The sequence below is a fragment of the Chryseobacterium amylolyticum genome (assembly GCF_051011775.1).
Classification (GTDB): Bacteria; Bacteroidota; Bacteroidia; order Flavobacteriales; family Weeksellaceae; genus Chryseobacterium.
In genome coordinates this window covers 1,141,621-1,153,933 of sequence record NZ_JBPCHX010000001.1, presented here as the reverse complement: position 1 = coordinate 1,153,933, position 12,313 = coordinate 1,141,621, and the positions used below count along the sequence as shown (strand labels likewise).

The window sequence follows — 12,313 nt, the reverse complement described above, 5'->3', positions numbered from 1 at the left end:
TTATTAAAATTCTGTTAATACATAAATTGACCTATTTTTTGTTAATTTTTTAAATACAATTAAAATGATTCTCCATCATTTTTTAAGTATCAATGTGAATCTCTCCTTTGTGGAAGCCTGTTTTCAGAGTTTAATGAATTGATGTTACAAATATTTATTGACATATTTGTCGCTTGAATATATTAAAATCTGTTAATATGAATGTGAAATTAAGCGTTTTGACAGTCGGAGTTCTGTTTTTTACAGGACAGACTGTACTAGCTCAGGAAAAGGACTCTAAGAACAGTAAGGACAAAGAGACAAAACTTGAGGAAGTTGTTGTTTTAGGGTATAGTAAAACTGCTACTAAAGCTAAAACTACTACATCATCAGTAACTGTTGGTTCTGAAACCTTAGAAAACAGACCTAATATCTCGGTACTAAACTCGATTCAGGGTACCGCTCCCGGGATTGTAGTAAATTCGGCATCAGGATCTCCAGGTTCCGGAAAATTCAATATTTTGATCAGAGGTGCTAGCTCCCTTAATGGTTCTACAGATCCTCTATACGTTGTGGATGGAGTAATTACTTCCGGTTCTCAGTTCAGAAACCTGAACTCTTATGATATTGATACCTTCAGTATTCTGAAAGATGCTCAGGCAACTGCGATCTATGGTAACAGAGCTGCTAATGGAGTTGTTGTAATTACTACTAAAGGAGGAAAATTCAACTCTGGTTTGAAGGTTTCTTACGATGCATTGACTTCGTTCAGTAAATTACCTACTTCTGACTATAACATGTCAGATGGTAGACAACTTTTACAGATTCAAAAGAATTTACAAACTGGTAAAGGTGGTAGTTTATCACAACAAGAGATTGACAACTGGGCTACTAATACAGACTGGAATAAGCAATTTACCCGTATTGGAATTTCCCAGCAGCACAACCTGTCAATCACAGGTGGTGGAGAAAATATCAATAATTTCTTATCTTTAGGATACCTTGATAGCGAAGGTACTGTAAAATCTACAGATTTTAAGAGATTTACAATGAGAAACAATCTTAATGGTAAATCCAAGGACGGGAAATTATCTTTTGGGGCTATCATGGGGTTAGGATATTCCAGAAGAAACCAGCTTGATGATGAAACAAATACAGGTATTGCAAACAATACTCTTCAGAATCCATTATTCGGAGGTGTTCTTTCAAGACCGTATATCGGACCTTCTCCATATGCAAACGGGCAAGAGTTATATAATGCTATCGGAGCAGATGCATCAAATAACAGACAATGGATCCTTCAGGATAATATCAATGGAGGAATCAGAAACAGATTTACAGAACTAAGCATCTCTGCTAATGCTAACGTAAATTATAAAATTACAGATTATTTAAGCGTTGGAAACAGGACTGGGATTGAGTACAAACAGTACGAAAGAAACTTTGCAAGATCACCACTGGGATATCTTTCAATCAGTGTAGCAAAAGGAGATGGTTCAAAATATGGTGGATTCGAAGACTTCTCAACCACAAGAGATCTGACTTTCAATAGTATTACGAATATTACATTCAATAAATCTTTTGGAGATCACACGATTAGTGCCGGCGCCTACTTAGATTATATCAAAGCTCATGTGAGCTCAACCACTCAAAGACAGAATGGTCTGAACCCATTACAATGGGAATTCGGTGCCGGAACCGGTTATATTCCTTTTAACCCGGATACTCCAAACATCTACAGACCTTCTAACAGTGCTACAAAAGTAACTGCAGGTACTTTAGCTTATTTTGCAACAGCTGACTACGATTACAAAGATAAATATGGAGTAAGTGGAGTTGTGAGAAGAGATGGCTCTTACCGTTTCCTTCCTACCAACAGATGGGAGACTTTCTGGTCAGTTGCAGCAAGATGGAATATCGACAAAGAAGAATTCATGGCTGATTCAGGATTCAGATTGCTTAAATTAAGAGCTTCAATCGGTACTACTGGTAACCAGAACTTAGGAATTGCAACTGATAATGCCAATCCGTTGGCTCTTCTTCCGAATAACTTCCTTGATCTTTATAATGGCTTCTCAGGATATCAGAACTTATTAGGATATAACTTTGTTAATTTATCAAACCCTTACCTAGAATGGGAGCAGGTAAAACAAAGTAACATTGGATTAGACTTTAACTTTAAAGGATTGATCGAAGGTAGTGTTGATTACTACCAGAAAAGAACATCGAGAATGTTCAATGACCTTCAAAGATCATCTGTTACCGGTTACTACTCAATCAGAGGTAATGACGGTGTTCTAGATAATAAAGGTATTGAAGGAACGATCAGATATAATGTGATCAGAAACGAAAATACAAAATTATCCGTTTTCGCAAACGCAGCATACAACTCTAACAAGATTGTTTCTATGAATAGCGAAAATCTTGCAGGGGACGTAGTAAACGCTATTGGTGGGCCAGCTGGTCAGTATCAGCTATATTCATATGTAGGAGTAAACCGCGATAACGGAAACTTACAGTTCCTTGATAAAAACGGAAACATCACTGAAGCTCCAACGTCTGCAGACAGAGTATTGACTGGAAAATCAAGATATGCTAAGTTTACAGGAGGTTTTGGATTCAATTTACAACACAAAGGCTGGTTCCTTGATACTTTGTTCTCTTTCCAACAAGGAGGATGGATCTATGATAACCTACAATCATGGATTATGGACCCAAGTGCTGCGGCAACCAGAAACCTTTCAGCTGACTTATTAAACGCCTGGACTCCTGACAATAGAGATACTGATGTACCTGGATTGAAGGCCAGTAACCTAAGCTTAGGTTCTTCAGACAGATTCTTACACCGATCAGACTTTATCAGACTTAAGAATATTTCTGTAGGATATAATTTCAGCAAAAGTCAGTTAGGTAAACTGCCGGTAAAAGGAATCAAAATATTTATTCAGGCAGAAAACTTGTATACTTGGACAGATTGGAAAGGATTTGATCCGGAGCCAATTACTTCGTATTCACTAAATGTTTACCCTAACCCAAAAACCGTATCTGTAGGTTTAAATGTTGATTTTTAATAGAGAAGAATTATGAAAAGAATTATAAATACAATATTAGTTGTAGCAACCTTATCATCTGCTGCATTTACGCTGAACAGCTGTCAGGACGCATTAGATATAAAGCAGCCGGGAGAATTACAGGAACAGGATCTGTATACAAGTGTTGCTAATTTAGGTGAAGTTTTAAATGGATCCGTTTATGCTCAGTTAGATCCGATTGATGAGGTTTACTTCACAGCTGTTTTTACAGATGAGGTAAAACCTGGATCTGGTAGTGGAGGACAGGAATATTCTCTACACAGATTTTTTCTTGATCCATCCAGTGCTGTTGTAACAGGAGGAACTGTAAGTACAGCTTCAAGTGACGGAATCTGGATGAATAATTATAAAGTAATTAACAGAGTTAACAGACTTCTTGAAGGAGCAAAAAATATTACGCCTTCTAATGCAAAGGAACAAGCGCAATACAATGCGATTCTTGCCCAGGCAAGAGCAATCAGAGCGTATTGTTATGTACAGTTAGAAGCTTATTTTTCTTCTGATATGAAGGATCCTAATGCATTAGGAGTGATTCTTCTAAAAGATGTTCCTGCTACAGATGCTCAGTTACCAAGAGCTAAGAATCAGGAGGTGTATGATTTCATCAACGCTGATTTGGATTACGCAAGAAATATTTTATTATATCCAGGTCAAACAGGTTATCCTGCCGAAGGAAGATATTTGACAGATAAAATTTTTGTAAACGCTGTTTCTGCACGTTTCAATTTGTATAGAGGAAATACTACTTTAGCGAAACAATACGCACAGGAAGTAATAACAAATTCAACTCTATCATTAACTCAGGCGACTCCATCTACTGTTAATGATTTTGCTGTTGGATCTGATGATTGGAATGCCGCATTTTATGGTGTTGCAGGTTCTTTCAATCCATATAGAAACCTTTGGAATGACTCTTCAAGAGGAGAAATAATCTTCTCTCTAAACAGACTTCCTCTAGGTGCCGGAGGGGCAATTGGCTCAAGATGGAATACCAACCAGTCAAACATCACAGGTTCTCCAATGTGGTTCTGGGGAAGAAACTTATATAATTTATTCAAGAGTACTCCAGGAGATATCAGAAGGTATGCTTATGTAGATCCTACATCTAAAGAAAATCCTAACTATGCGAGTGCTACGGCAGGAAATACCAGAAATGATGCATTAGTTATTGACAAATACCCTGGCAAAACAAGTACAGCTACAAGAAACGACGTAAAAGTCTTCAGGTTATCGGAAATGTATTTCATCTTGGCAGAAGCCGAGGTAGCAGCAGGAAATCTTACAGTAGCTCATGATTTGATTCAACAGGTAAGAGCAGCAAGAAATTATCTTGGAACAGCAACAACACCTGCTTACACATCTGCACAGTTTGCTTATGCTGATATTTTGAAAGAGCGTAGAATTGAATTGGCGCTTGAAGGTCACCGTTTCATCGACTTGAAGAGACTTGCTGTGTTAGCTAATGTAAGTATGGACAGAAACCCTACGGATGATATTATCGATGTGAAAAACCTTCCAAATGGGGATTACAGATATACATTACCTATTCCAATCAGAGAAATCTCTGCAAACCCAAATATTAAGCAGAATGCCAATTATTAAGATTTAATTTTAATATATTTTTTAAGAAGAGCCCCAAAAATGGGGCTCTTTTTTATATTATTACTGAACGATCTCATCACCATTCTGTCCTGATAACTTTTCGGAGTTACTCCTTCCAGCTGCTTAAATATTCTAGTGAAATAATTTGTATCTGAAACCCCGGTCTGAAAAGCAATTTCTTTGATGCCGGTCTGGCTCATCCTTTTTTTTCGTTTATGCTCTCCTGAAATACAAGTATTTATCCATGATTGGAACTGATATTGTATGATAAAAAGCTTAGGATTTCAATACAATAATGCAATTTTACGGTGTTGTTATTCTTGATTTTTTTAATCAAGAATAATTTTCTTTATTATTATTTTTTTTGTTTTTCTGTAATTACAATGACATGCCGGATGTTTTTTTAGTAAGATAGAATTCTTCTTATTAAGATATTGAGTTTTATTTTTTTAATTTATTTTGAAATGTCATTATTTTTAGATCATTATTAGCCATTATAAACGGAAATTATACTCTAAGTGGTTGTTGATTAGTGGTTTTGATTCTTTTGTTTAAGTGTTTTTTATTGGCATTTTTGTTTGCAGAACATACAATATGAATCTGAAATTAAACGTGCTAAGTATTGGGGCTGTGTTTTTTATCGGCCAGGCTGTATCGGCACAAACACTAAAAAAAGATACAGCTTCCACCAAAGATATTGAAGGAATTGTCGTCGTAGGATACGGTACAAAATCAGTAAAAAAAGTGACCACTTCCGTGTCCCGGATAAAGGCAGAAGAACTAACCAAGGTTTCTGCTGCCGGGGCAGATGCCTTACTACAAGGTGCTGCTACAGGCTTGCAGGTTTCTCCTACCTCAGGAGCTCCCGGTGCAGGTTTCAATGTAAGACTAAGAGGTGTTTCAAGTATCAGCTCAAGCAATGATCCTCTGTATGTAGTAGATGGAATTCCTGTTTCTTCAAATTCCCCCACCGGTACTACAGGCTATGGAGGACAAACAGTGAACCTGTTGTCTCAGCTGAATTTAGCCGATGTAGAAAGTATAGAGGTCCTGAAGGATGCGGCTGCAGCTGCTATATATGGTTCCAGAGCGGCAAACGGAGTAGTCCTTATCACCACTAAAAAAGGGAAAAAAGGAAGAGTAAACTTTAATCTTAATTCGGTAATAGGTTTTCAAAACCCCATTAAGAAATTTGAAAAAATGAAAGCAGGAGAATATTATCGAATGCTTGATATTGCAGAATTTAATACAAATCCTTCTCATGGCAAAAACTACTGGTCTCTTGCCAATGGAGTATGGAAACCCGGTTCCGGACAGCGTATTGAAGATTTTTATACATCAGATTTCGGAGATGACTATCTGAAGAAAATTTATAGAAATAATCAGCCTGTCTATGAATTAAGCGCCAGTGCTTCCGGCGGAAATGAGCGCGGAAATTTTTATCTTGGTTTTTCCAATTTTGATCAGTCCGGAGCAATTATAGGTCAGGAATATAACAGGCAGACGTTTACATTAAATCTCAGCCAAAAATTACACGAGATCTTTAAAGTGGTTTCTTCGGTGAGAATCTCCAATGAAACCAATAGAAGAATAAATGGTGATAATGACAGATATGCCCCTTTAACTGCAGCTGCGGCTGAAGCACCGGGACAGAACCTGTGGAACCCTGATGGAAGTTATAATACCAAAACATGGCTCTTCTCCAATCCTTTACAAAGTGCAACAGATATTAAAAGTTTAACCAAAACTTTTGGAGTAAATACCTCGCTCGGCCTGGAATCAAGATTTTCTTCCAAATTTAGTATGGAGACAAGGTTCAACCTTGAAAGGATAAATTATGACGAATCACGCCTGTTCCCATTGGATACTTATCAGGGAAGAGGAGCAAATGGAAAGGCCGATTACAATGCACGTTTATACAATACTTTTACCGTATTTAATACGCTGACCTATAAAGGAAAGGTAAGTGCTCAGTTCAGATATACCCTTATGGGAGGGCTGGAATACTTTAACAGAAAAACAACTTTTACTGATATCCAGACCCAAAGCCTGCCTTTAGGGGGGACTTCAGCGGATGCCGGTGCTGTCAAGACAATCGCTTCCTATTATCCCTCGTTGGGAAACAGGACATTTTCCTATTTCTCAAGACTGAGTCTGGAATTATTCAACAAATTGTTTATAGATGGTACCTTCAGGGCAGACTCTTCCTCAAAGCTTTCCTACGCTAACAGGACTGAATTTTTTCCTTCAGTTTCTGCAGGATATATTGTTTCCGATAATAAATGGTTTAAAAATAAAATAGTTAATTTTCTTAAGGTAAAGGCTGGCTGGGGAGAATTGGGAAATCAGTCAGGATTGGGAGATTTTGACTTCTCTCCGTCAGCACAAGTGTATGCGTATGGTCTGCTTCCTGCTTACAACGTGAATCCACTCTACGATTCAGGCTTTCTTGCCAATCCTAACCTGGTCTGGGAAAGAACTTCACAAACAGATACTGGTCTTGAAATAGGTTTTTTAAACAATAGAATCAGTATCACCTATGATTTTTATGATAAAAGATCAAAGAAACTCCTTGTAGGTGCTACAACCTCCCTAGACAATGGGGTTGAGTTCTATAACTCAAATGCAGCCGAGATGTACAACAGAGGACATGAAATTGGTATTAATGCAGTGGTACTTAAAACTTCAGATCTTGACTGGAATTCCCAGTTCAATATTACTTTCAATAAAAATGAGGTGACCAGACTTTTGGGAAATCAACCGGTTCCCATTGATTTTGGCTTCTCTACCAGAATTGACGTGGGACAACCGGTAGGTGCTTTTTTCGGGCTTAAAGCTACAGGCATATACAGATTGGATCAGGAGATTCCTCAGTATTTATACGATCAGGGAATCAGAGCCGGGGACGTAGCGTATGAAGACGTAAACGGGGATGGAAAGATTGATTCCAATGACAGGGTGTTTTTAGGAAAAGCACAACCTGACTTCTTTGGTAATTTCCGTAATTCTTTCAGATACAGAAACCTGGACTTTTCCGCCAATGTGATATTCGTATTTGGACAAGATATGTTTAATGCTTCCAAAAGATTTGCCGGGATTTCCGGAAATCCTCTCTATGGAAAATTATCGGACCAGACAGGATATTGGACTCCGGATAATCCTGATGCAGAGCTGCCTCGCCCCGTTAGAGGATTTGTGCAGTCCTGGAATAATCAGCCTTCGTCACGCTTTGTAGAAAGATCCTCTTATATCAGATTACGGGAAATTCAGCTAGGATATACAATACCCAAAAAAACGCTGGATATAGGTGACATGACCCTGAGATTCTTCATTTCAGCAGATAATCTATGGACCTGGACGAATTATAGCGGACCGGAACCCGAAGTGAATGCTTTTGGACAGTCGAATGTAGCAACAGGAACCGACTTTTTTACACAAGGAATGAACAGGACTGTCAAGTTCGGTATTAATTTAAACTTTTAACGTACAAATGAAAAAAAAAATAGTAAAATATATGTGGCTGTCTTCGGTTTTGTTTACAACGGTAAGCTGTGGAAGAGATATGGTGGGTGTTGAAACATTGGATAACGGAAGGCTCGAAGGGGAAACATTCATACATAATGATGCAGTCGCCAGAGCTGCTGCAGTAGGAATCTATAATGCCATGCAAAACCGGTATGTGTATGGAGGCGAAATGCACTTCTTTGAAGGTCTTTTTGCTGATGATTTTATACATACAGGTACCTATCCCGAATTTGCTGAAGCAGGAGCCAGTAATTTTCTGGATATCAATTTGTCTCTGAGACGCATATTTGGCGGTCATTATGCAGTAATAAGAACATGTAATATTATTATTGATCAGGTAGAAACCAGACCTGTTCCGGAAACTGCAATTACAGAACCTGTGAAAAAACAGGTTTTAGGAGAAGCGTATGCAGGAAGAGCATTAATGCATTTTAATTTAACACGCTTGTTTGGAGATGTGGCTTATGTTACAACTCCGGTTTATAAAGCTGATGAAGTGATAACTCCTGCAAGAGATTCCCAGCATCTGGTGTATGAGTCTATTGTGAAAGATCTGAAAAAATCAGCTGAATTTTTCAAACAAAATGATCATAAGTCTAAAACTTTTTTAAATCTGGATGCCGCCCAGGTCTTACTGGCTAAAGTGTATATGGAAATGAAATTATTTGATGAAGCAAAATTATTACTCGAATCCATTAAAGGCTACTCACTCGCTCCCAGCTATCCAACATTATTTTCCGTCTCAGGTTCACCGGAAGAAGATATTTTCAAAATTAATTTTACCAATACGGACGGCGGAAAACAGGCTTCTTTTTTCTATCCCGCTGCTGTGGGAGGAATTGGAGAAGTCTCTTTGAGGGATACTTTCATTACTATTTTCAGCGCAGATGACAAGCGAAGAATGTTTGCAGCTGCCCAGGGAAGAAACTATTTTACAAAATATAGTAATCCCGGAAGCGGAGCTGATAATGTTCCGGTTATAAGATATGCTGATGTATTGCTTTCTTTGGCAGAATGCAGATTGAAAACCTCCGGTGATGCCTTAGCTCCGGTTAATATGGTTAGAGCAAGAGCTGGAATTGCACCATTAACAACGGTAACACTGGAAGATATTTTACTGGAACGCAGAAAAGAGTTGTATGGTGAGGCAGACAGATGGTTCTCTGTGAAAAGATCAGGAAAAGCAAAACAGGTGATTGAAAGCAAGGGACGTCCTTATTTTAGTCAGAGAATGGATTTATGGCCAATTCCGGCCTGGCAGTTAATCAATAACCCAAAGGTAAAACAAAACCCCGGATATTAAAACAAAATCATTATGCACCTTAATTATGATATGTTATTTACAATGCTTGGTGTTTAGATGTCAAGACCTGCGGCAAAAGTTATAAGGCCGGAAATAATCACAGAAAACACGATGCAGTTTAAGAAATTTTCACTTTCAGAATGTTTTTAGCACATTATACGATACAAATTCCCTATTATGAAAAAAAATATTTTAATTATTCCAGTTCTTGTAGTGGCGCTTGGTAGCGTCATGTTATTCAAAACCTATACCTACAATTTCAGGGGCCATGAGATTCAAACTGTAGCACAAGGGTGGAAACCCCTAAAAAATGATTCGGCAGTCATGCGTTTTTCAGGAGGTTTAAAGATCCCAACAATTTCCGGGGGAGGTCAGGAAAATGCATTTGAACAGTTTAAACAGTATTTAAAAGTAAGGTATCCTCTTGTTTATCATAATACCGAATATGTAGAGGTAAATCAGTACGGTTTGGTATTCATACTTAAAGGAACGAATCCGGGATTACAACCCATTTTATTCCTTTCTCATATGGATGTAGTACCTCCCGGAGATGCAGGTATAAAGAATAATGAAAAAAATATATTCAGAGTGGATGATCAACCACTAAATCCCGTTTCCAAGGTTGCTGAAAATTGGGATTATGCTCCTTTTTCAGGAGCCGTTGCCAACGGTAGAATCTATGGGAGGGGAGCAATAGATATGAAAGGGATGCTTTTTTCTTTAATGGAATCAGTGAACAATCTGATTAAAAACAGGCAAATTCCTCAACGGGATATTTATCTGGCTTTCGGGTTTGATGAAGAATTGGGCGGTAAAAATGGAGCCGCACAGATTGCAGAGTACTTCGGGAAACAAAAGCTGAAATTTGATGCTGTTTATGATGAAGGAGGCCTGATAATGAGAAAAGGCAACATTCCAGGGGTCAATACAGATCTTGCTGTTGTAGGATGTGCTGAAAAGGGTTTTCTTTCAGTCAGAATAAAGGTGAAAGGACTTGGAGGACATTCTTCTATGCCTCCCGCGGAAAGTGCAATGGGAAAAGCTGCAGTCATTATGAAGCGTCTGGAAGACCAACAGATGAAGCCGGTGATCACCCCTTTGATACAGGGGTTTCTCAAAAATACCGGAGGTCAGATGCCTTGGGCTGAGAGATTCATTATCGCCAATCAGTGGCTCCTAAAGTCGATGTTGATCTCAAAGCTCTCTCAAAATAATATAACCAATTCATTGGTAAGAACCACCACTGCTTTAACCATGATGAAAGGTAGCAGCCGGTCCAACATTCTTTCACCGGAAGTTGAATTTGTAGTTAATTTCAGACTTCTTCCCGGAAACAATATTCATGATGTCAGAGACCATATTACAAAGGCGGTAAGGGGTTTTGATGTAGAAATAGAGGATATTGATACGGCAAGAGAGGCATCCGCAGTATCTCCTGTTGACACAAAGGCTTTCAGAATAATAGAAGCAGGGGTAAAAGAAATATACCCCGATGTGGTTGTAACACCCTATCTTACCATGGCTGGCACAGATGCCGTGAAATATGAAAGCCTAAGTAAAAATATCTACCGGTTTTTACCCGTGAAAACCAATAGCGCAGAGCAGCAAAGTATCCACAGTACCAACGAATACCTTAGTATTGAAAATTATCTGAAAATGATACACTACTTTGAGTATGTGATGAAAAACTATGACACCTTGTAATGGATGATGTTGGATTGGAGGTCTGCTCATGAAGGTAAGAAAGATTCGTTTTTAAGGATAAGAATCTTCTCGATATATCATAAAATAAGATCAGAGTTTATCTGCCTGAAGAGACAGGCCTCCATTCTTCATTCGATGTTACCTCACAAGTATCCTGTCTTGATAACTTTTCGGAGTTACACCTTCCAGCTGCTTAAATACCCTTGTAAAATAATTTGTATCTGAAAATCCGGTCTGAAATGCGGTCTCCTTGATGCTGGTCTGGCTGGCCAGCAGCTCTTTTGCCCTATTGATTCTTTCCTGTAAAATAAAATCATTCGGAGAAGTTCCCAACTCATCTTTGAACATTTTAAAGAAATTGGATTTGCTTACATAAGCCAGCTTGGCGATACTGTCGATCGACAATTTCTGGTGCAGATTCCTTTTAATATAATCCACTACAAAACCTATTCTGGATTTATTCTTAACAATATTTTTTTCTACCATGCTTCTTGCCTGGGTCTGCATCAGTCTGATCAGGAGCTCCTTCAATGCAAAATCGGCCATGATATCCTTTTGAGAATTATCATCCATTGCAATTCTCATAATATTGTGGGTAGCAGAAGCAAGAGCTTTATTATTAAACAGAAAATATTCATCCAGCTGAATATTCCATTGTGAGGCTTCATCCACTTTGGGGAGATGATAATTCAGATAGTTGAGAGAATCTTCAATAAAATCGGGATTAAGGCTTAAAGAAATACATTGTGTAGGTATCTCATCAGCCTCCGGAAAATCAATGACCATGGTTTCCCCCGGTGCTACCAGAATGCTTTCTCCCGGATAATAATCAAAATAACTGGTCTTATTATCCAGTTTCATATGTTTTTTCCCTCTCAGCATTGCTGTGAATGCAATATTTTCAAAATGCAGTTTTACATCAAAAGCAGCCTTATGGGTCTCATAAATGCTGAATTCACAATTGTTTAGATTGAATTTTGTCTGGTGTTCAACAAGACTCAATAGCTGGCTTTCCTTACGTAATTCAGGAGTATTTAATAAAATCTTACTATTGTTATTCATTTCTAAATTTTTTTCTGAAGGAGGTAACTCAAATATAGAAAATTTG

7 protein-coding genes are annotated in these 12,313 nt (G+C 38.1%); 5 read left to right on the top strand and 2 right to left on the bottom strand.

All coding sequences use genetic code 11. The annotated features are described in order from the left end of the window. Positions 1-197 precede the first annotated feature (197 nt). Positions 198-3,050, top strand: coding sequence for a SusC/RagA family TonB-linked outer membrane protein (locus tag ACR1PO_RS05005; protein ID WP_433986047.1), 2,853 nt, complete (start codon positions 198-200; stop codon positions 3,048-3,050). Between the two features lie 12 nt (positions 3,051-3,062). Continuing rightward, a complete protein-coding gene (locus tag ACR1PO_RS05000) occupies positions 3,063-4,673 on the top strand; it encodes a RagB/SusD family nutrient uptake outer membrane protein (protein WP_433986046.1) in 1,611 nt (536 codons plus the stop codon). On the opposite strand, the gene ACR1PO_RS04995 is transcribed toward ACR1PO_RS05000, so the two are convergent. Continuing rightward, positions 4,670-4,939 carry an AraC family transcriptional regulator gene (locus ACR1PO_RS04995; RefSeq protein ID WP_491701018.1) on the bottom strand — a complete coding sequence of 90 codons (270 nt, stop codon included), beginning with the start codon at positions 4,937-4,939 and terminating at the stop codon, positions 4,670-4,672. The two genes, ACR1PO_RS05000 and ACR1PO_RS04995, sit on opposite strands and share 4 nt — an antisense overlap. Positions 4,940-5,267: 328 nt before the next feature. Here ACR1PO_RS04995 and ACR1PO_RS04990 point away from each other — a divergent pair, with 328 nt between their 5' ends. The 3 genes from ACR1PO_RS04990 (at position 5,268) to ACR1PO_RS04980 (ending at position 11,205) form a co-directional block, all read left to right on the top strand. Further along, positions 5,268-8,156, top strand: a complete 2,889-nt coding sequence (locus ACR1PO_RS04990; RefSeq protein WP_433986044.1) for a SusC/RagA family TonB-linked outer membrane protein — start codon at positions 5,268-5,270, stop codon at positions 8,154-8,156. Between the two features lie 7 nt (positions 8,157-8,163). Continuing rightward, positions 8,164-9,501, top strand: coding sequence for a RagB/SusD family nutrient uptake outer membrane protein (locus ACR1PO_RS04985; protein ID WP_433986043.1), 1,338 nt, complete (start codon positions 8,164-8,166; stop codon positions 9,499-9,501). A 177-nt stretch (positions 9,502-9,678) separates the two neighbouring features. Next, positions 9,679-11,205, top strand: a complete 1,527-nt coding sequence (locus ACR1PO_RS04980) for a M20/M25/M40 family metallo-hydrolase (RefSeq protein WP_433986042.1) — start codon at positions 9,679-9,681, stop codon at positions 11,203-11,205. A gap of 138 nt (positions 11,206-11,343) precedes the next feature. Here the strand turns inward: ACR1PO_RS04980 and ACR1PO_RS04975 are convergent, their stop codons facing one another. Beyond that, complete coding sequence (locus ACR1PO_RS04975; RefSeq protein WP_433986041.1) at positions 11,344-12,267, bottom strand: AraC family transcriptional regulator; 924 nt, start codon at positions 12,265-12,267, stop codon at positions 11,344-11,346. Positions 12,268-12,313 lie beyond the last annotated feature (46 nt).

Coding starts and splice junctions, on each gene's coding strand:
- ACR1PO_RS05005 (WP_433986047.1), top strand. CDS start 198: ATGAATGTGAAATTAAGCGTTTTGACAGTCGGAGTTCTGTTTTTTACA.
- ACR1PO_RS05000 (WP_433986046.1), top strand. CDS start 3,063: ATGAAAAGAATTATAAATACAATATTAGTTGTAGCAACCTTATCATCT.
- ACR1PO_RS04990 (WP_433986044.1), top strand. CDS start 5,268: ATGAATCTGAAATTAAACGTGCTAAGTATTGGGGCTGTGTTTTTTATC.
- ACR1PO_RS04985 (WP_433986043.1), top strand. CDS start 8,164: ATGAAAAAAAAAATAGTAAAATATATGTGGCTGTCTTCGGTTTTGTTT.
- ACR1PO_RS04980 (WP_433986042.1), top strand. CDS start 9,679: ATGAAAAAAAATATTTTAATTATTCCAGTTCTTGTAGTGGCGCTTGGT.
- ACR1PO_RS04975 (WP_433986041.1), bottom strand. CDS start 12,267: ATGAATAACAATAGTAAGATTTTATTAAATACTCCTGAATTACGTAAG.